The 19,701-nt window shown below is 61.2% G+C and carries 15 protein-coding genes and 2 pseudogenes; 15 read left to right on the forward strand and 2 right to left on the reverse strand.

The genetic code is table 11. The features are described 5' to 3' along the window. Positions 1-238: 238 nt before the first annotated feature. The 4 genes and pseudogenes from F3J19_RS03515 (at position 239) to F3J19_RS03525 (ending at position 3,108) form a co-directional block, all read left to right on the forward strand. Positions 239-616: a response regulator gene (locus F3J19_RS03515; RefSeq protein WP_167037686.1), complete on the forward strand. Its 378-nt coding sequence runs from the start codon at positions 239-241 to the stop codon at positions 614-616. 220 nt (positions 617-836) lie between these two features. After that, positions 837-1,013, forward strand: a pseudogene (locus F3J19_RS32505) (LysR family transcriptional regulator); the annotation flags it as partial. A gap of 48 nt (positions 1,014-1,061) precedes the next feature. Then, positions 1,062-1,823, forward strand: a complete 762-nt coding sequence (locus F3J19_RS03520) for a LysR substrate-binding domain-containing protein (protein WP_240158721.1) — start codon at positions 1,062-1,064, stop codon at positions 1,821-1,823. A 172-nt stretch (positions 1,824-1,995) separates the two neighbouring features. Continuing rightward, positions 1,996-3,108: a nitronate monooxygenase gene (locus tag F3J19_RS03525; RefSeq protein ID WP_167037692.1), complete on the forward strand. Its 1,113-nt coding sequence runs from the start codon at positions 1,996-1,998 to the stop codon at positions 3,106-3,108. 147 nt (positions 3,109-3,255) lie between these two features. Here F3J19_RS03525 and F3J19_RS03530 read toward each other — a convergent pair. Beyond that, a pseudogene (locus tag F3J19_RS03530) lies at positions 3,256-3,678 on the reverse strand (organic hydroperoxide resistance protein); the annotation flags it as partial. Between the two features lie 490 nt (positions 3,679-4,168). On the opposite strand from F3J19_RS03530, the gene F3J19_RS03535 reads away from it, so the two are divergent. The 9 genes from F3J19_RS03535 (at position 4,169) to F3J19_RS03575 (ending at position 14,942) form a co-directional block, all read left to right on the forward strand. Next, a complete protein-coding gene (locus F3J19_RS03535) occupies positions 4,169-5,731 on the forward strand; it encodes a DHA2 family efflux MFS transporter permease subunit (protein WP_167037695.1) in 1,563 nt (520 codons plus the stop codon). A gap of 17 nt (positions 5,732-5,748) precedes the next feature. Continuing rightward, positions 5,749-7,263, forward strand: a complete 1,515-nt coding sequence (locus tag F3J19_RS03540; RefSeq protein ID WP_167037698.1) for an efflux transporter outer membrane subunit — start codon at positions 5,749-5,751, stop codon at positions 7,261-7,263. A 34-nt stretch (positions 7,264-7,297) separates the two neighbouring features. Continuing rightward, positions 7,298-8,539: an HlyD family efflux transporter periplasmic adaptor subunit gene (locus tag F3J19_RS03545; RefSeq protein ID WP_167037701.1), complete on the forward strand. Its 1,242-nt coding sequence runs from the start codon at positions 7,298-7,300 to the stop codon at positions 8,537-8,539. Between the two features lie 329 nt (positions 8,540-8,868). Next, positions 8,869-9,834: a LysR family transcriptional regulator gene (locus tag F3J19_RS03550; protein ID WP_167037705.1), complete on the forward strand. Its 966-nt coding sequence runs from the start codon at positions 8,869-8,871 to the stop codon at positions 9,832-9,834. A 353-nt stretch (positions 9,835-10,187) separates the two neighbouring features. Beyond that, positions 10,188-10,742: a cytochrome b/b6 domain-containing protein gene (locus F3J19_RS03555; RefSeq protein ID WP_167037708.1), complete on the forward strand. Its 555-nt coding sequence runs from the start codon at positions 10,188-10,190 to the stop codon at positions 10,740-10,742. A 4-nt stretch (positions 10,743-10,746) separates the two neighbouring features. Then, positions 10,747-11,679: a nitronate monooxygenase gene (locus tag F3J19_RS03560; protein ID WP_345889826.1), complete on the forward strand. Its 933-nt coding sequence runs from the start codon at positions 10,747-10,749 to the stop codon at positions 11,677-11,679. A gap of 155 nt (positions 11,680-11,834) precedes the next feature. Then, positions 11,835-13,346, forward strand: coding sequence for a CoA-acylating methylmalonate-semialdehyde dehydrogenase (locus F3J19_RS03565; RefSeq protein WP_167037711.1), 1,512 nt, complete (start codon positions 11,835-11,837; stop codon positions 13,344-13,346). Positions 13,347-13,620: 274 nt separating this feature from the next. After that, positions 13,621-14,460 (forward strand): oxidoreductase, encoded by an 840-nt coding sequence (locus F3J19_RS03570; protein ID WP_167037714.1) that lies wholly within the window; start codon positions 13,621-13,623, stop codon positions 14,458-14,460. Between the two features lie 35 nt (positions 14,461-14,495). Beyond that, positions 14,496-14,942 carry a VOC family protein gene (locus F3J19_RS03575; protein ID WP_167037717.1) on the forward strand — a complete coding sequence of 149 codons (447 nt, stop codon included), beginning with the start codon at positions 14,496-14,498 and terminating at the stop codon, positions 14,940-14,942. A gap of 109 nt (positions 14,943-15,051) precedes the next feature. On the opposite strand, the gene F3J19_RS03580 is transcribed toward F3J19_RS03575, so the two are convergent. Continuing rightward, positions 15,052-16,014, reverse strand: coding sequence for an enoyl-CoA hydratase/isomerase family protein (locus F3J19_RS03580; protein ID WP_167037724.1), 963 nt, complete (start codon positions 16,012-16,014; stop codon positions 15,052-15,054). A gap of 636 nt (positions 16,015-16,650) precedes the next feature. Here F3J19_RS03580 and F3J19_RS03585 point away from each other — a divergent pair. Next, complete coding sequence (locus tag F3J19_RS03585; protein ID WP_167038019.1) at positions 16,651-17,319, forward strand: response regulator; 669 nt, start codon at positions 16,651-16,653, stop codon at positions 17,317-17,319. A gap of 101 nt (positions 17,320-17,420) precedes the next feature. Continuing rightward, entirely contained in the window at positions 17,421-19,658 is a 2,238-nt protein-coding gene (locus F3J19_RS03590; protein ID WP_167037727.1) for a PAS domain S-box protein, read from the forward strand. The last annotated feature ends 43 nt before the right edge of the window (positions 19,659-19,701 follow it).

The following is a 19,701-nucleotide window of genomic DNA, read 5'->3' on the forward strand; positions in this document are numbered from 1 at the left end:
TAATACGCTCCCCATTCGCGCGTGCCGGAACGATGCGTGCAAATAGGGAGCTTGGGCGGCAGGGCTTGCCGGTTCGAGTTCATCGGCGCGCCACATGCCGAACCTGGACGCATACCTGACGCACACCGGGGGATACTTTCGTAGCCTTTCCATTCGTCGCGGTGCGAGTTAGGTTTTGAATTGCGCCGGCGAGTCTAAGAAGTCAGACCGGGCCACCTACTTTGCAGGCAGCGATCGCATGGGCACGCAAACGAATCCGACTATTGCCATCGTGGACGACGACAGGGACGTCAGAAAAGCGCTGCGGAGCTTTCTGCGCGCAAGAGGGCGCAGCGTGCACGAGTTCGCTTCGGCAATCGAACTGCTCCAGTCGAACCGGCTCGGCGAGATCGCCTGCCTGATTACGGACGTCAGGATGCCGGGCCTGAGCGGAACGGAGTTGCACGAGCGGCTCATTGCCCTCGGTTATGTCATCCCCACCATTTTCATTACGGCGTTCCCGACCTGCAGCGTCGAGGCGATGCTCAATAGCGCAGGGGTCGTCGCTGTCTACAGCAAGCCCGTTGATCCAGGCGCCTTGTCCAATCTGCTGGCGACCATTCTCGATGTGCCTTGAGGCGGCCTTACGGTATCCGAAAGTATCCCCCCGCATCAGGCTAAGGTGTCATACCGCGTGGACGGCAAGCCGCCTACCATGCTGACAACGAACGGCAACCAGTTGGCGAAGGCCGGAGGGATGCTCAGGCATCGAGCCGAAACGCGGCGGACGGCATGCGGGCACGCTGAACGCCTGAGCGTAGTGCGAGCGAAGCAAGCCTCGAGATAGGAGGACGGTGATGGATCAGTTCAACAAATTCAGAGCGTTCGTTCTGGTCGCGGAAAAACAAAGCTTCAGCAAGGCGGCTCAGTCGCTCGGTGTGACGACCGGGGCCGTGTCGAGGATCATCCTGAGGCTTGAAAGGGACGTACATCTACGACTTTTCCATCGTACGACGCGCTCGGTGATCCTCACGGAGGAGGCGCGGCCTTACTACGAAACGTGCTGCCGCATGCTGGAGGAAATGGATGAGGCCAATCGGCGTATCACGAACGCGCGGGAAGCGGATTCTGGCAGGCTGAACCTCGTCGTGCATCCGGGGCTCGCGAGTTCGACGCTGTCGCGGCTCGTAACGAGCTACCGCGATATGTCGCCTAACGTGAGTCTGACCGTTGCCGTGCAAAATAGCGCGGTCAATCTCTCCGCCGGTCGTATCGACATGGCTATCTTCCCGTCGCACCTTATCGAGCAGCCGACCGTTATCCGGAGAACCCTGTCGATTTCTCCGGGGATGCTCGTGGCCTCGCCCGGGTATCTCGACAAATACGGCGCACCCGAGCGCGCGTGCGGCCTCGAGAAACGCTTTCTGCTGCTCAACGTGGCGTCGTCCCGACTCGGCGGCCACGCGATCCGGTTGCTCGAAGACGGCAAGCGCATCAAGATCCCGGCGAGCTCTTCGATGACCGGCGACGAGCAGTATCTGCGCGCAGCCGCGCTTGCCGGCGCGGGAATCGCCGTGCTGCCCGAGATGATGGTTCAGGACGACCTCAAGTCGGGATGCCTCGTGCCGGTCCTGCCGCACTGTTCGGTGCTGGATAGCGAAGTGGACATCTGCCTGTTTTACGCGCATCGCGACATGCTTTCCGCGCGCCTGCGGACCTTCGTGAACTTCTGCATCGAGTTTTTCCGTGTGGAAAGCGCCGTGAGCAGCGAAGGGCTGGTTGCGCCGATTGCGCCGATCGCACGACCCAATCCGCGCGAGCAGCCGATACTGGCCGCGGCATGACGGCGTGCTGCGCTGCATTCGCTCATTCGACGTTGCAACGATATAGTTTCCATGATGTAAAGAGTATTGTTCTCGCGATCGGGTTGACGGCTGCCTGCGCGAAAATGAACATGGTGATCAGGCTCCGGCGCGATGCTTCATCCGTACGCAATCGTTTTGAACAGGAAGACAAATGAGCAGCGATACTGACAATCGGGTATTAAATCGGGCATTACTGCCTTTGCTGGGAATCAGCAAGCCGATCGTGCAGGCGCCGATGGCCGGCGTAAGCACGCCCGCGCTCGCCGCGGCCGTGTCGAACGCGGGCGGGCTCGGCTCGCTGGGCGTCGGTGCGATGAATGCCGAGGGCGCGCGCAAGGCGATCAGGCAGACGCGTGAGCTGACCGACAAACCGTTCAACGTCAACGTATTCTGCCATCAGCCGGCACAGGCCGACCCCGAGCGCGAGCGCGTATGGCTGAACTGGCTTGCGCCGCAGTTCGAGAAGTACGGCGCGACGGCACCCGCATCGCTCGCGGAGATTTACACGAGCTTTGTCGAAGACGCCGCAATGCTTGAGGTCTTTCTCGAAGAGAAACCGGCCGTGGTCAGTTTCCACTTTGGCTTGCCGTCTTCGGACGTCATCGGCGAATTGAAGGGGGCGGGCATCAGGCTGCTCGGCGCGGCAACGAATCTGAACGAAGGCGCACAGGTCGCCGCATCGGGTGTCGATGCGATCGTCGCGCAAGGTATCGAGGCGGGCGGGCATCGGGGCGTCTTCGATCCCGACGCCTTGGACGATCAACTGGGCACGGTCGCGCTGACCCGGCTTCTGGTCAGGAACGTTCCGCTGCCGGTCATCGCTTCGGGCGGCATTATCGATGGAGCGGGGATTGCCGCCGTGCTTGCGCTGGGCGCGCAGGCGGCCCTGCTCGGTACGGCCTTCGTGGCCTGCCCCGAAACCTCGATCGACGACGGCTATCGGCGTACGCTGCTCAGCGATGCCGCACGCCGCACGACCTTGACCAGGGCGATTTCCGGACGTGTTGCGAGAAGCATGGTGAATCGCTTCACGGAACTGGGCAGTGACCCGGGCGCGCCGCGTGCTCCCGATTACCCGATCGCCTATGATGCCGGTAAGGCGTTGCACGCCGCCGCAAAGGCGCAGGGCGAATTCGGCTTTGGCGCGCAATGGGCCGGGCAGGCGGCCGCGCTGGCGCGCTCGCTGCCGGCCGCCGAACTGTTCGCGCAACTGGAGCGCGAGATGAAGGAAACCATCGCGCAACTGCAACGGTTTGGCGGCTAGTGAGCGAGGCGGGCATCGCGGCGGCGCGCGGTGGCTTATGTGGCGACTCATGTGGCAACTTCTGCCGCGATTCATGCTTCGGCCCATGAAAAATGCTGGCTCCCGCATTTGCGGGTAGCCAGCCTGTTCCCGCAAGACCGGCGCGTCGACGAGCGTGAGTGTCACATCGATGTTGTTGCGGGTGGCGTTCGAATACGGGCAAACGGCGTGCGCTTTCTCGATCAGCCGACGCGCCTGTTCTCGCGCCATGCCAGGCAACGACACCTTCAGCTCGACCTCGATGCCGAAGCCGTTCGGAATCAGACCCACGCCGACGCTGGCGCTGATCGAGACGTCGGCGGGAATGGCAATCCTGTCGCGTTGACCCACGAATCGTATCGCGCCGATAAAGCACGCGCTGTAGCCCGCGGCGAACAGCTGTTCCGGATTCGTTCCTTCTCCCCCCTTGCCGCCGAGTTCTTTCGGCATGCTCAGTTTGAGGTTCAAGCCGCCTTCGGGAACCACCGCGCGTCCGTCGCGGCCTCCCGTGGCAGTGGCATGGGCGGTATAGAGCACGGTATCGAGCGGCATCGCAAGCTCCTGGTGTCAAGGTTGTCCAACGGTTGTGCGGCCCGGGTCGCGAACGGTGCCGACTTCGAAGCGACTGCGTGGACCGGCTCGCGCATTGCAGGTGCGAGCGAGTCCTCACGTATTTCGGGCAGCAAGATCAGGCTGGCTTTGCGAGCACAGGTTACACACGATCGGCACGCACTGGAATCAGCCTGAGATGAACAAGTATTGATACTTGCCGTCAATAATTCGACCGGTGTATTTCAAGTAATCTACGTTCTGTCCGGAGCGGATCGATAAGCGCTGATGCAGTGATCCGTTTCAGGAAAGGGGTCAATGTCCATTCCCTTTGCAAGACAGTCAGCGAGCGGATGATCTCAATGCAGGAACCGTGAATGCGATGCGGCTCTCCGCCATTCACTGAGGAATGCGTAGTGATTGTCGTGTTAATCGGGAAACGGCGATTCGCGTCGACGGACAGGTGCTTCGAATCACGACTGGAGAACACAGCATGAATTCCCCGACCGCCCCGGGCGCGCCGGTGCGCCTGACCGGCGCAAGGTTCGCACTCGGTACATTCGCCGTGGCGCTCGCCACGTTCATGAACGTACTCGATTCGTCGATCGCGAATGTCGCGATTCCTACGCTGTCAGGCAACCTCGGCGTGTCGGTCGACGAGGGAACATGGGTCATCACACTGTTTGCGGCGGCCAATGCCGTGTCGATTCCGCTGACCGGCTGGCTCACGCAACGCATCGGTCAGGTCAAGCTGTTCGTCGGGGCCATCCTGCTGTTCGTACTGGCGTCGGCGGCGTGCGGGCTGGCGCCGAACCTGTTGACGCTGCTGGTTGCACGGGTGGTGCAGGGCGCGGTGGCGGGGCCCCTGGTGCCGTTGTCGCAGGCGTTGCTGCTGGCGTCGTTTCCGAAGGAAAAGAGTTCGAGTGCCTTATCGTTGTGGGCTATGACCGCCACGGTCGGACCGATCGCGGGACCGGCTCTTGGTGGCTGGATCACCGACAGCTATAGCTGGTCGTGGATTTTCTATATCAACGTCCCGGTGGGTCTTTTCGCCGCCGCAGTGATCTGGTCGATCTATAAGGATCGCGAGACACCGACGCGCAAGCTGCCGATCGACAAAGTCGGGCTCATCTCGCTGATCGCGTGGGTCGCGTCGCTGCAGATCATGCTCGACAAGGGTAAGGATCTCGACTGGTTCAACTCGCCGGTGATCTGGATTCTCTCGATCGTCGCGTTGGTCAGCTTTCTGTTCTTCATCATCTGGGAGCTTACCGAGGAGAAGCCGATCGTCGATTTGCGGCTCTTTGCCGAACGCAATTTCCTCGGTGGGACCATCGCCATTTCGGTGGCCTATGCGATCTTCTTCTCGAATCTGGTAATCCTGCCGCAATGGATTCAGGGGTCGCTCGGCTATCGCGCCGTGGACGCGGGACTCGTAACGGCTCCGCTGGGCATCTTCGCCGTGATCATGGCGCCCGTACTGGGCAAGATCATGCCGCGCTCCGACATGCGGGTGCTTGCAACGATGGCCTTCATCGGATTCGCGGGCGTGTTCTTCATGCGTTCGCGCTATACGACCGGCGTCGACCCCTACACGCTGGTGCTGCCGACGCTGCTGCAGGGCATCCCGACCGCGCTGTTCTTCACGCCGCTCACGGCCATCATCCTGTCGGGGCTGCCGGCCGAGAAGATTCCGGCGGCGGCGGGCCTGTCCAATTTCGTGCGCATTTTCGCCGGCGCGGTGGGCACCTCGCTGCTGAGCAACGGCTGGAACGACCGGACGATTCTCCATCATGCGCGGCTCACGGAGCAAACGAGCGTGGACAACCCGATCTTCGGCGAAGCCATCGCTCATCTGGAGACGACGCTTAATGCCAGCACGCCCAAAGCGCTGGCCTTTTACGAAGCTTCGCTCAACGCGCAAGCCACGATGCTTGGCCTGAACGACATCTTCTGGATCTCGGCCGTGATCTTTATCCTCATCATCCCGTTGATCTGGGTAACGAAACCGGCGAGAGGCGCGGGGGCGGGTGCCGCCGCTGCCGGTGGTCACTGAACCCCGAGGAGCGTGACATGAGCCATTTCTCAATCCGGCACGTCGCTATCGGCACAAGGGTGTCGAAGCTGGGCGTATCGGTACTTTTAGCGGCGATGCTGTCGGCGTGTGTCAACTATGCGGGCATCCATAGCGACAAGCAGATTGCCCGGCCGGAACAGTTCGAGACGGCGAGCAGTCTGCCGGCCGAACAGGGTCGCTGGCCGGCTGCCGATTGGGCAGACCAGTTCGGCGATGCCCAGTTGAAAGCGCTGATTGCCGAAGCACTGCAAGGCAACCCGTCGATCGACGAGGCCCGCGCGCGGGTCGTCGAGGCGCAGGCTTATAGCCAGAGCGCGAAGGCGGGCACGTTGCCGCGCGTCGACGCGGACTACTCGCTGACCCGTCAGGAATTCAGCGGCAGCACGGTGATTCCGCTGCCGTATCGAGGCGGATGGCAAACCGAAAACAAGGGTTTGCTGAGCGCTTCGTACGACCTCGATCTATGGGGTAAGAACCGCGAGGCATTCAAAGCCGCCGTGTCGCAACAGCGAGCAAGCGAGGCCGACGACGAAATGGTCAAGCTCACGCTGAGCACCGCGATCGCACGTACCTACAACGATCTCGCTCGCCTCTATGCATTGCGCGATATCGCGCAAAGGGAAGTCGAGCATCGTGAGCAGATCGACCGCATCACGGCAGCCCGTATTGCGACGGGCCTCGATACGGAAGTGGAGCGCAAGACCGCGCAGGCGAATCTGACTTCGAGCCGCGGCAGTCTCGCCGTGCTCGACGGCAACATTCTGACGACACGTTATCAACTGGCCGCGCTGATGGGCCGAGGGCCGGACCGCGGGCAGGCAATTGCGCGGCCGGCTCTCGACGCCGGCGACGCAGTGCGCCTGCCGGACAACCTGCCCGCCGATCTGTTGAGCCGGCGCCCGGACATCGTCGCGGCACGCTGGCGCGTCGATGCGATCACGCACGAGGTGAAAGAGACGAAGGCCGAGTTCTATCCGGACATCAATCTGAGCGCGGCGATCGGCTTCGACGCGTTCGGCTTCGGCGAATTTCTCAATGCCCAGAGCCGGACGATTTCGGTGGGGCCGGCGATCCATCTGCCGATCTTCGACGCGGGAGCACTGCGCGCGAAGTTGCGAGGCCGTTACGCCGAGTTCGACTACGCGGTGGCAGCCTATAACCAGACGCTGATTCATGCGCTTTCGGACGTCGCCACGCAGCTTGCGCAAATCCGTTCGAGCGACGCGCAACTGGTCGAGGCCGAGGCCACGCGGCAATCTGCCGAGGACGCCGACAAGCTCGCGATTACCCAGTACAAGGTCGGTCTTACCAACCAGTTGACCGTGCTCAATGCCGACGTTACGGCACTGAATGCCGAACAGTCCGTCGCCGATCTGAAGATGAGCCGCCGCGACCGGCAGATCGAACTGGCCGCGGCATTGGGGGGCGGATATATCGACACATCCGCCGACGCCGTGCGCAGCGAGGATATGACCGCCGGGCCGACCGAGGCCGCCATCGCCAGGCATTGAACGACACGTACGGAAATCCGTAGGGAGAAAAGAAATGAGCGAAACCGTCACGCCCAGGAGCGAGTCCGCCGATCACGGCGGCGATGACACCGGCGGCGCGCAAGCGCCCGCCGCCCGCAACAGCGGGAACGCCACGCCGCCGAGCCGCCGCAAACTGCTTGTCCTGCTCGCGGCGGCAGTCGTGATAGCGGGAGCCGCCTATGCTGCGTACTACTACACGGATGGCCGCTATCACGAATCCACCGACGACGCCTATGTCAGCGGCAATCTCGTGCAATTGACGCCGCAGGTCTCGGGCACGGTCATCGCCGTCAATGCCGACGACACGCAGATCGTGAAGGCGGGCGATCCGGTGGTCACGCTGGACCCAGCCGATGCCAGGATCGCGCTCGGGAATGCGGAAGCGGCGCTTGGTCAGACCGTGCGCCGCGTGAGCGGCCTGTACGTGAACAACGACTTCTATGCGGCGAACGTGGCGCAACGCGAATCCGACCTTGTGCGTGCCAACGACGATCTGCGTCGGCGCATGGCCGTCGCGAACACGGGCGCTGTTTCCGCCGAGGACATCGCCCATGCCCGGGATACCGTGAATGTCGCGCAGGCCGCGCTCGACGCGGCGCGTCAGCAGGCCGAAGCGAATCGCGCGCTGACCGATCGCACGACGCTCGAACAGCATCCCGACGTGCAGGCCGCCGCATCGAAAGTGCGGGACGCGTGGCTCGCCTACGCGCGCGATACGCTGCCGGCGCCGGTGACGGGCTATGTGGCGCAGCGTCACGTTCAGGTCGGCCAGCGTGTGTCGCCGGGCACGCCGTTGATGGCGGTAGTGCCGCTCGACGGCGTGTGGGTGGACGCGAACTTCAAGGAGGTCCAGCTCAGGCGCATGCGTATCGGCCAGCCTGTCACGCTGAGTGCCGACGTTTACGGTTCGAGCGTCAAGTATCACGGGCGGATCGAAGGCTTTTCTGCGGGCACGGGCAGTGCCTTCGCCACGCTGCCGGCGCAGAACGCAACGGGCAACTGGATCAAGATCGTGCAGCGTCTGCCGGTTCGCATCGAGCTCGACCCGCGCGAACTCGACGCGCATCCGCTGCGTATCGGCCTGTCGATGGACGTCGATGCCGATACGCACGACGATTCCGGCAAGGAACTGGCCGCCGCGCATAACACGACCTATAGCACGGATGTTTTCGAGCAGTACGGCGCGCAGGCCAATGACGAGATTGCGAAAATCATCAGTCAGAACGCGATCGCTTCCCGCTCCCCGCATCGGTGAAATACTGGGTGGTGTCGATGTGACGGGCGGTGCGTTTGAGCGCCGCGTCGCGAGTGCGGATCTCTGCCCGCCATCATGAACTACGTGAGTCACGTGAACCACGTGGCCCGCCCAATTGGCCGTCTTCGAGAAGATCGTGCCCTGCTTGAGCCTTTCTTCTTCGAGAAGAAACGGCTTTCTCCTGTCAGCCCGCCTCTGCCTTTTCCTCGCCGCTAATGAAGCTAGCGATCTCTTCTTCGGGAGTCGCTACGGCAAAACGGCTATATTTCTGCAACGCTGCCCAAACAATGGGGGTGACCAAATTTGTCTAGTCACATAAGGGAACGACTATGCAGCGGCAATTCGACGACGTTCTGCTCGGCAGCATCGAGCTGTTTTGCCTCGCGGCCGAAGCAGGTAGCTTTACCGCCGCCGCCAACGCGGCGGGGGTGACGCCCGCGGCCGTGAGCCGTTCGATCTCGCGTCTGGAAAAGCGCCTCGGCGTACGCCTGTTCGTGCGCTCCACGCGCAGCATCCGCCTGACCGAGGGCGGCAGGGAATACTTCGAGCAGAGCCGTGCCGCTCTCAATCAACTGGTCGAGGCCGAACGCAAGATCATGGGCGAGCAGGCGCAGCCGTCCGGCACCATCCGCATCAGCGCCCCCACGACCTATGGGCACTACCGGCTATTGCCGCTGCTGCCCAGGCTGCAGGAGAAGTTTCCGCTCCTTAAATTCGAAATCCACATAGGCAATCGCAACATCGACTTCCATGAGGAGAACTTCGATGTTGCGATCCGGTTTCGTGGGCAGCCCGACTCGACGCTGGTTTCGCGCCATCTCGAAGACGCGGGGCTGGTGGTCGTCGCGAGTCCCGCCTACTTGCAGCGGGCGGGGCTGCCACGGACGCTGGAGGATCTGGAGCAGCACGAGTGCATCCAGTTCGATCTGCCCAGCAGCGGCCGGCGGATTTCCTGGCTATTCATGGAGAGGGGAGAGGAGCGGGAGGTGCTTTCCGCGAAAGGCCACTACCTGTGCTCCGAAGACGTACTGGCTGGCGTCACGCTGGCGAGAGCCGGTGCGGGATTGTTCCAGACCTATCGCTTCGTCGCCGAGAAGGACCTGGCCGACGGCACGCTGGTTGAAGTTCTTCAGGCATTTGCGGGAAGGTCGCGCCCCATCAGTCTGATGTATCCGCATGGTCGCTTGTTGCCGTCGCGCGTACGGGTATTTGTGGAGTTTCTGATGGAGCAGGCCACGGTGCTGACGAATCGGCGCGCGGTGGGCAAGCCAGGCCGAGGCAGGGCGAAACGATAAAGGCGAAACGATAGCCGGGAACTGGTCGGGGTTTGGGTTTGGTGCGGGACCGTCGCGGCTGGAGAAGAGGCCAGCCAGTCAAATCTTATTTGTCGACCGGGTCAACAATGATGATGATTCATGTCGGCGATCCGAGGTGTCCCTGGTGCCACGAATAGGGAAAGGCGCTACGCTGCTGACCGAATACTCTGATTTGCAACTCGACATGACAGCGGGCGAGCTGTCTCGTGGGGCTCTCTGATTCATCAAAACAGATCGTGTCTGTTTGCAGCCGCGCGTCCGCTCATGGGGAGTCGATCTGATCGGTCGTAAGTCGTGCCCCCTATTGGCCGAAACAAACCGGGAGACAGAGCATGCAATTGCGGGACAATGGTCTTCGCTTTTCTTCTGTCACGATCGCACTGCACTGGATCGTCGCGATCCTGCTATTTTCGATCATCGGAATGGCGATCGTTATTTCCCGGACAGGAGATCACGCGCAACGAATGCACCTGGAGCCGTGGCAGAACCTTCTCGCCACCGTGCTGTTTCTGATCTCGATCTATCGACTGTGGGCGCGTCTGTCGTCCTTTCATCCGCTGCCGGTCGGCACGCCGAATCCGGTCGAAGTGATGGTCAGCCGTTCTGTGGCGGTTGCCCTGGCGTTGGCGATGGTGCTGCTACCTATCGCCGGCTGGCTCGAGAAGTCGGCCGCCGGAGAGGTTGTTGCGTTGCCGGGAGGGTATGTCATGCCTGCTCTTATCGAGCCTGGCCCGCAGGTGCAGCATGTCGTGGTCTTCCTGTTCAGATTGGGCGCAACCGCGTTTCTTCTCGGATTGGCGCTGCATATGTTTGGCGCGCTCAAAAATCATTTCGTTTTGAAGAATGACGCACTAAAGCGGATGCTTGGCAAACACGTGGAGCTTTGACGCCGTGAACCCGATCGAACCGCAGTTTGGCGAGCACACGGTCGAGCGCCTGTGCGGCGTGCGGTATCCTGTCTTTCTGGCCGGCATGGCCGCGCTTTCGGGGCCAGGTCTCGTCGGCGCGGTGTGTAATGCCGGCGGCATGGGAATTCTCGGTGGGTTGAGGCTGCCGCCGCTGGCGCTGCGCAAATGGATTGAGCAAACCCGGGAACTGACGGACCGGCCCTTCGGCGTGAATCTCGTTCCGCAATTCGGTGGGCCAGCCGTATTCGAGGCCCAGTTTCAGATTCTTCTCGAACAGAGGCCGAAGCTCCTGTCGCTGTTCTACGCCGAAGCCTGTGCCGCCAATATCATTCCTCGCGCCAAAGAGGCCGGCATGGTCGTCATGGTCCAGGTGGGCACGGTCGAACTCGCGCGTAAGGCAATAGCATGCGGCGCGGACATCATCACGGCGCAAGGCAGTGAAAGTGGCGGACACATGAACCGCGGCACGATCGGCTTGACGGCATTGTTGCCCGCTATCCGCGAGATCGCGCAGGGGCGGCACGTGCTGGCGGCGGGCGGCATTACGACGCGAGACGACGTACGGGTGGCGATGGCACTCGGCGCATCGGGCGTGCTCGTCGGCACGGCGTTCGTTGCGACAGAGGAATCGATTGCGCATCCGCTCTATAAGCAGAGGATCGTCGAAGCCACGGTGGACGACACGGAATACCGGACCGGATATTCGTACGGCTGGACCTACGGCACGCCGCACCGTGTGATTCCGAACCGGGACAAGTGGAACCTGCTGCGCTTCATGGGCGGTGGCGCGCGTGCAATCGATCAGCCGCGCCTTGCGCGCAAACTGTCGCTCTACGCAGGGCAGGGTGTGGGAAAGATCACGCGTATCGTGCCCGCGGCCGAGCGGGTAGCGGAGCTTGTCGCCGGATTCGCATGATTGTCGAGCGAGACGCCGTTGAATTGCACGTCCGATGCCTGAATCAGGATTCTTTCCACAAGTGAACAATTGTGTTTAGCGTTCCGTGACTTTCGCGTGGCATTTCTGTCTCTTAGACTCGATTCATCGCCAATCGTCGTAAAGGAGAACTGAAGATGAAAGCATTCGAGGACAGCACCGATGTCGGCCATTTCATTCAGGGAGAACGTGTGCGTGGCAGCGCTTCGCGCACGCAGCCTGTCTTCAATCCGGCGACGGGCACCAAAGCGCGTACGTTGCTGCTTGGCGAATCCGCCGATGTCGAAGCCGCGGTAGCGAGTGCGAAGGCCGCATTCCCCAACTGGAGCAACACGCCGCCGATCCGCCGTGCGCGTGTGCTGTTGCGCTTTCTCGAACTGATGAACCGGCACCTTGACGATCTCGCAGCGATCATCACCGCCGAGCATGGCAAAGTGTTCTCGGACGCGCAAGGCGAGGTCGCCCGCGGTATCGACGTGATCGAATTTGCCTGCGGCATTCCGCAGTTGCTCAAGGGCAACTACACCGAGCAGGTCTCCACCGGCATGGACAATTGGACCGTACGCCAGCCGCTCGGCGTCGTGGCGGGCATCACGCCGTTCAACTTCCCCTGCATGGTGCCGTGCTGGATGTTTCCGATCGCGATCGCAGCCGGCAACTGCTTCATCCTGAAGCCGAGCGAACGTGATCCGTCCGCGTCGTTGTTCATGGCCGGGCTGCTGAAGGAAGCGGGTCTGCCGGACGGCGTGTTCAACGTGGTGCAGGGTGACAAGACGGTCGTCGACGCGCTGCTCGCGCATCCGGCGGTCAAGGCCGTGAGCTTTGTCGGGTCCACGCCGATCGCGAACTACATCTACGAGACCGGTGCGAAGCGCGGCAAGCGTGTGCAGGCGCTCGGCGGCGCGAAGAACCACATGGTCGTGATGCCGGATGCCGATCTCGACAAGGCGGTCGATGCTCTGATCGGCGCTGCGTACGGGTCGGCCGGTGAGCGCTGCATGGCCGTTTCTGTCGCGGTGCTGGTTGGCGACGTGGCCGACAGGATCATTGCGCGAGTCGTCCAGCGTGTGCGCAGCCTGATCGTCAAGAACGGCATGGAGCACGATGCGCAAATGGGACCGGTGGTGACGCGCCAGGCGCTGGAGCGCATCGAGGGATACATCGAGCTCGGCGTGAAGGAGGGCGCTCAGCTCGTGGTCGATGGCCGCGGCCTGAAAGTGCCGGGCCATGAAAACGGCTTCTTCACGGGTGGCACGCTGTTCGATCACGTGACCCCCGAGATGCGTATCTACAAGGAAGAAATCTTCGGCCCGGTTCTCTCATGTGTACGTGTCAAGGATTTCGCGGAAGCCGTCGATCTGATCAACGCACATGAACTCGGTAACGGCGTGTCATGCTTTACGCGCGACGGCCATATTGCCCGCGAATTCGGGCGCCGCATCGAGATCGGCATGGTCGGCATCAACGTGCCGATTCCGGTTCCGATGGCGTGGCATGGTTTCGGTGGCTGGAAGCGCAGTCTGTTCGGCGATGCACATGCGTATGGCGAGGAAGGTGTGCGCTTCTATACGAAGCAGAAGTCGATCATGCAGCGCTGGCCGGAAAGCATCGAGAAGGGCGCGGAATTCGCGATGCCGACGGCGAAGTGACCTTCGCGGCGGCGCCAGGGGCGCAGCATGGCTGGCACGTCAGAGTGTTGCCGGTTTGTTCGGCTTGCGGATGTTCTGAACCATGAGGCATTCGGCCGGCCCCCCGCACGGGAGCTACGCACGAATCGCAGGCGGCCGGAATACTTACATCATGTATAAGCACTCGTACCAGACGTACTGTTTATCGGATTGCACGGTAGCCATAGAGTAAGCGCAAACAGGTTATGCCTGGCTGCCATGCATGCGCATGGACGGAGCGACGTGGAGTCCGATCATGAAGAACACCGGCACATTGTTTCTGATTACAGGCGTCAGCAGTGGTTTCGGCCGTGCTTTTTCCGAGGCGGCCGTGCGGGCAGGGCACCGTGTGGTGGGTACCGTGCGGCGCGAGGAAGATCGCGCCGCGTTCGAAGCGCTGCATCCGGCGGCTACCAGGGCCGTGATTCTGGACGTCCGGAATTTCGATGCGGTGAAACCCACTGTGCGAATGGTGGAAAAAGAGTGGGGGCCGATAGACGTACTGATCAACAATGCCGGCTACGGTCACGAGGGTGTGCTCGAAGAATCTCCGCTCAGCGAGCTGATTCGCCAGTTCGAAGTCAACGTATTCGGTGCGGTGGCGATGATCAAGGCCGTGTTGCCGGGCATGCGCAGCCGGCGCAGTGGTCACATTATCAACATCACGTCGATGGCGGGTCATGCGGGAATGGCCGGTATCAGCTATTACAGCGGCAGTAAATTTGCGCTTGAAGGCATTAGCGATTCCCTGGCGAAGGAAGTCAGGGATCTCGGAATCCGCGTGACCGCGGTCGCTCCGGGCTCTTTCCGTACCGACTGGGCAGGGCGCTCGATGATTCGCACCGGGCGCACTATCGCGGACTACGATGCGATATTCGATCCGGTGCGCCAGCGACGGCAGGAATATAGCGGTAGTCAGGCGGGTGATCCGGCCAAGGCAGCGCGGGCCATCCTGCATATCGTGGATGCGCCTGAACCGCCGACGCATCTGCTGCTGGGTAACGATGCCCGGCGCGTGATGGACATTCACCTGAAAACTCTGGAGCGCGAACTCGGCAAATGGCGTGCGCTGACACAATCGACCGATTTCGATTGAGCGGGCGCGGCAGGATATTGGCAGGAGATATCTGAATGAGCGAGCAGGAGCGGGTTCAGCCATTGACCGTCGGCATCGACCATATTGGCCTGACGGTTCGCAACCTCAGCATCACAGTCGGCTTTTTCGTTGATTGCCTCGGATGGACGCAAGTCGGTGCACGGCCCGACTATCCGGCCGTATTCGTCTCTGACGGGCACGTGCTGCTCACGCTATGGGAAGTCCCGCGGCAGGCGGAGCGTGTCGAGTTTGACCGCAAGACGAATGTCGGCCTGCATCACCTCGCGCTGCGCGTACACAGTGCGGTGGCACTCGATGAAATTTTCGCGCGGGTTGCCGGGTGGCCGGGCGTCGTGGTCGAATTCGCGCCGCAAAATCTTGGGCGTGGTCCGAAGCGTCACACGATGGTGTACGAGCCCAGCGGGATTCGGCTCGAGTTCGATTTCGATCCGGGTATTGCGGCGAATATTGCGGCAGGCTGAGCGACGCGAATGCCTGGCGAGATAGTGACACATGCAGTGAGTCCGACGGCCCAGCAGCAACCGGTTTCCGATCGCTGCTGGGGCTGCCGCCGTGCGATTGCCGTGGCGGCTAGGGTTTGTCGGTCTGTTGACTGACGATGCCCGTGTATCTGGCAAGGTGTCTTTCGACCTCGGGGTTCTTCTGCAATCCAGAATTCATCAAGGCCTTGATATCGTGCTGCGCAGCCGGGCGTTGAACCGAGGTAATGAACGAGTTCCACTCCGCGCTCAGTTCCTTGTCGGCAGGCAGAGAGGTTGCATTGACGGTTTGCTTGATATCGGCAATGGTCTGTTTGTCGAACGATGCGATCCGGCGCGCGAGTGCATCGACAAACTTGTCGATCTCGGCATCAGGCAGCGCACGATTGACGTAGCCATAACGCTCCGCGAGGTCCGCGGGGATGTCATTGCCGCTCAGCAGGATTTCCAGCGCACGGCCCCGGCCTACCAGGCGGGGCAGCCGCGCCATCGGGCCACCCCCGGGCGTGAAGCCGGCGCCGATTTCGAATTGCGACAGTACCGCCTTCTCGCTGCTGGCAAAGCGCATGTCGGACGCAAGCGCAAGCTCGCTGCCCACACCCGTCGCCCGGCCGCGGATCTCGGCAATCGTCACCACATTGGCCTTGCTCAGGCGCACTAGCGCGTCAGGCAGCGGGGGCAGGCCAGTAGGGCCGGCGGGCATGCTGGTAGTGGCTTCGAGCGGCGGAACGAAATCGTAGTGCGTCAGGAAGAATCCGGGTACCGCACTGTCGAATACGACGACTTTGACCTTCGGATCGTTCTCGATCTGGGTGACGACGCTAGTGAGCATCGGAATGGATTCCGGCCCGAAGATGTTGAACGGCGGATGATCGATCGTCACGCGCCAGTATTCGGGAGTGACACGTGTGATCCTGAACTCTTGAGGGGCACTGGGTTTGGTCTGGGTTGCCTCGCCAGCGGCAGCGTTGGGTTGCTGCGCGGTGGCGTCGGGTGTGCCGGCGAAAGTCAGAAGGCAGGCGAAAAGCACCGTTAGCGGATGCGTTGATCTCATGATGTCTTCTCCAATAGGAATTGAGCTTGCCGTGAATATTCGCTGCGAATCATGGTATGAACGAGAGTCGAATGATTTACGGAAAAAATGGCACGTCGAAAACTGTCCGATGGACGTTCGAACCACTTTCCGGGTTCCAATGAATTGTTATTTGGAGAAGAGTGCCGCATGTTATGCGGGCCGTCGATAATACCTTGGTGTCGAATTCAGATCGCTTCGATGCGATTCCTCGCGGTGCATTCCTCGCAGCAATGCCTTGGCATTCGTTACCGATCCGGATTTGAACAGGTTAACTATCTGTCTGTATTGTCGACAAGCGAGTCAAATATCGCGTGCTCGTTTCTTCGCGGCCGACGGCATGGGACGTTGCATCGCGCACTATTTCGAATTTGAAATTCACATTCCAGTCCGCTTCGTGGGGCGGGATGAGGAGAATCGAATGACCGGCGATAAGGATTCAGTTTTTTTACCTTGAGTCATCAGGGCGGATATCGCCGTGTCGAATGCTTGCCCAGTCCAATAGAAACCCCTTGCGATTTGAATTACGATGAATGCCGTTCCTTGGCTTGATGTTGGTGCATCGCATATGACGATGCATTGATGCCTCGGCGTACATGGAGAGGTGACGTGACCGGAATGAGAGGAGGTCTGGATACCGTGTCGTCGAATGGTTCGCAGGCCGCACCGATTGTTTTCGTCGTGGACGACGATATCTCCGTTCGGGATTCTCTGGAATTGCTGCTGCGCAGTGCGGGCTTGCGAGCGCAGATTTTCGCTTCCGCGGAGCAATTTCTGGCGTACCCGTATGTCGTTGCGCCCACCTGCCTGATACTCGACGTGTCTCTTCCCGGCGTAAACGGGTTGGATCTGCAGAAGCAGATGGCATTGGACCGGGCGGACATGCCGATCATTTTCATCACGGGCCAGGCAGACGTGCCGATGACAGTGCAGGCCATGAAGGCGGGAGCCGTCGAGTTCCTGACCAAACCATTCGACGACGGCTTGCTGTTGCAAGCCATTGAAGACGCCGTTGAGCGCAGCCGGGCCGCAATCGACAGCCAGATCGAACTGCGTGCGCTCCAGGCCGCCTACTCGACGCTCACACGCCGCGAGCGGGAAGTGATGATGCTGGTGGTTTCCGGTCTTCTGAACAAACAGATAGGCGGAGAACTCGGCATTAGCGAGATCACCGTGAAGATCCACCGCGGCAAAGTGATGCAAAAGATGGACGCGGACTCACTGCCGGAGCTGGTCAATATGGCGACGAAGCTATGCCTGAAGACTCGGCGAGCGCGTAGGCACTAGTCCTGTCCGAACCGTTGCCTCACATTGTGCCGGGCGTCACGATATCGCGAAGACAGTCTTTTGCAAAGGCATGCCATATGCTCCCGAATACCAGAAGAACGATGGGATTGGCGATCGACCTCGGCGTGGTGCTGGACGCGCTATCCGCGATGGTCTGGACTGCGCTGCCCGACGGCCGTATCGACTTCGTGAATCGAAGCTGGCTGGAATATACCGGCCATGACTGGAATCAGCCACAGGGTTGGCACTGGAAGGACGCGGTAAGTGCCGACGATCTGTCGGCATGGCTCGAACGTTGGGCCGCGATTCTGGTCACCGGAAAGCCCGGCGACATGATGGTGCGTGTACGCCGCTTCGATGGCCGGTGCCGCCTGTTTGTCATTCGAGCCAATCCGATACGCGATCCTGACGGAGAGATTGTCCGTTGGTGCGCCGTCGCCAACGATATCGAAGAACTCCAGTGTGCCAGGCAAGCGCTGAAGCGTCGCGCGCTCGACTTCCAGTTGATTGTCGACAGCATTTCCGTTCCTGTCGCGGTGACGACACCGACTGGCGAAGTCGAAGGGCTCAACCAGCTTACGCTCGATTATTTCGGAAAGTCATTGGAAGTACTCAAAGACTGGAAGAGCGATGAAGTCGTTCATCCGGAGGACTTGGCGGCAACGATTGCCGCGCAGACCGACGCGCACGTAAAAGGCGTGGCGTATAACGTCGAGAGCCGGCACCGGCGAGCGGACGGTGTTTACCGCTGGTACAACGTCCGGGGTTTTCCGTTGCGTGACCGGCAAGGCGGTATTCTTCGCTGGTTTCATCTGTTGATCGATATTGACGAGAAGAAACGGGCCGAGGAGGTCCTTCGGGTCAGCGAACGCAATCTGAACGAGATCATCAACGCGATTCCGGCGCAAGTCTGGTCGGCTCGGCTCGACGGTTCCGCCGAGTACTTCAATCAGTATTACCTTGATTATGTGGGCTGCGAGGTCTCCGAAACACGGGATTGGGGCTGGACGGCGGCGGTTCACCCGGACGATCTCCATGATCTCTCCGGGACATGGCAGTCGGTACTGGCCCGTGGTTCGCAGGGCGAGGCGCAGGCGCGGCTGAGGCGTCACGACGGGCAGTACAGATGGTTTCTGTTTCGGGTCAGCCCAATGCGGGACGGCAACGGAAACATCGTCAAATGGTACGGCATCAACACCGATATCGACGACCGTAAGCGAGCGGAGGAGGAGCTGCAGCGCAGCGAAGCATTTCTCGCCGAGGGCCAGCGTTTGACGAAGATGGGCAACTTCTCATGGCGCGTCGCGACCGGGAACATCGTCTGGTCAGAGCAGATTTACCGGATGTTCGAACTCGAATCGGGGCGGCGCGTGAGGTCCGGGTTCGTGGCTTCGCGCATCCATCCGGACGATCGAGGCGCGGTGCTGGACATCATCGAACGGGCGAGGCGGGGCGAGCGCGACCTCGAGTGCCAGCATCGACTCATGATGCCCGACCAGTCAGTGAAGTACGTGCATATGATTGCACATCGGTCTACTGATCATCCGGACAATCTGGAGTACATCGGCGCGGCGCTCGATATCACCCAGCGCCGGCTCGCCGGGGAGGCGTTCGACAAGGCGCGCTCGGAGCTTGTGCGCGTCGCGCGGATCATGAGCCTGGGGGCGCTGACTGCGTCGATAGCACACGAGGTCAATCAGCCGTTGTCGGGTATCGTCACCAACGCCAGCACCTGCCTGCGCATGCTCGGCACCGAGCCGCCGAACATGGAGGGTGCGCGCGAAACAGCTCGGCGGACCATTCGTGACGGTAATCGCGCGGCCGATGTTATCGGCCGGTTGCGTACGCTTTTCAGCAAGCGCAGCGCGACGATCGAGGCCGTCGACCTGAACGATGCCGCCCGCGAAGTGATTGCTCTGTTGCAGAGCGATCTCGACCGCGCGCGCGTGATTTTGCGCACCGAGTTTGCGGGCTCGCTTCCTTGCATCGGCGGCGACCGCGTGCAGGTACAGCAAGTGATCATGAACCTGTTGCGCAATGCCGCGGATGCGATGAGCAGCGTGGATGACCGGCCGCGATGCGTGCTGATCAGGACCGAATCCGAATCGGATGCAGCGGTCCGTCTGACCGTACGGGACTCAGGTGTCGGATTCGACCCTCGGGACGCGGAACGGCTCTTCGACACTTTTTATACAACCCGGAACGATGGCATGGGGATTGGTCTTGCGATCAGCCGCTCCATCATCGAGAGCCACCGTGGTCGCCTTTGGGCAACCCTGCCGAAGGATGGGCCAGGAGCCAGCTTCGCATTTTCCATTCCCGCCTACGGTGAGTTCTGAATGCCGGCTATTCCCGGCATCGCACAGGACCAACGCGGGATCG

The sequence above is a fragment of the Burkholderia sp. Ax-1724 genome, from assembly GCF_011752995.1.
Lineage (GTDB): Bacteria > Pseudomonadota > Gammaproteobacteria > Burkholderiales > Burkholderiaceae > Paraburkholderia.

Coding starts and splice junctions, on each gene's coding strand:
- F3J19_RS03515 (WP_167037686.1), top strand. CDS start 239: ATGGGCACGCAAACGAATCCGACTATTGCCATCGTGGACGACGACAGG.
- F3J19_RS03520 (WP_240158721.1), top strand. CDS start 1,062: ATGGATGAGGCCAATCGGCGTATCACGAACGCGCGGGAAGCGGATTCT.
- F3J19_RS03525 (WP_167037692.1), top strand. CDS start 1,996: ATGAGCAGCGATACTGACAATCGGGTATTAAATCGGGCATTACTGCCT.
- F3J19_RS03535 (WP_167037695.1), top strand. CDS start 4,169: ATGAATTCCCCGACCGCCCCGGGCGCGCCGGTGCGCCTGACCGGCGCA.
- F3J19_RS03540 (WP_167037698.1), top strand. CDS start 5,749: ATGAGCCATTTCTCAATCCGGCACGTCGCTATCGGCACAAGGGTGTCG.
- F3J19_RS03545 (WP_167037701.1), top strand. CDS start 7,298: ATGAGCGAAACCGTCACGCCCAGGAGCGAGTCCGCCGATCACGGCGGC.
- F3J19_RS03550 (WP_167037705.1), top strand. CDS start 8,869: ATGCAGCGGCAATTCGACGACGTTCTGCTCGGCAGCATCGAGCTGTTT.
- F3J19_RS03555 (WP_167037708.1), top strand. CDS start 10,188: ATGCAATTGCGGGACAATGGTCTTCGCTTTTCTTCTGTCACGATCGCA.
- F3J19_RS03565 (WP_167037711.1), top strand. CDS start 11,835: ATGAAAGCATTCGAGGACAGCACCGATGTCGGCCATTTCATTCAGGGA.
- F3J19_RS03570 (WP_167037714.1), top strand. CDS start 13,621: ATGAAGAACACCGGCACATTGTTTCTGATTACAGGCGTCAGCAGTGGT.
- F3J19_RS03575 (WP_167037717.1), top strand. CDS start 14,496: ATGAGCGAGCAGGAGCGGGTTCAGCCATTGACCGTCGGCATCGACCAT.
- F3J19_RS03580 (WP_167037724.1), bottom strand. CDS start 16,014: ATGAGATCAACGCATCCGCTAACGGTGCTTTTCGCCTGCCTTCTGACT.
- F3J19_RS03585 (WP_167038019.1), top strand. CDS start 16,651: ATGAGAGGAGGTCTGGATACCGTGTCGTCGAATGGTTCGCAGGCCGCA.
- F3J19_RS03590 (WP_167037727.1), top strand. CDS start 17,421: ATGGGATTGGCGATCGACCTCGGCGTGGTGCTGGACGCGCTATCCGCG.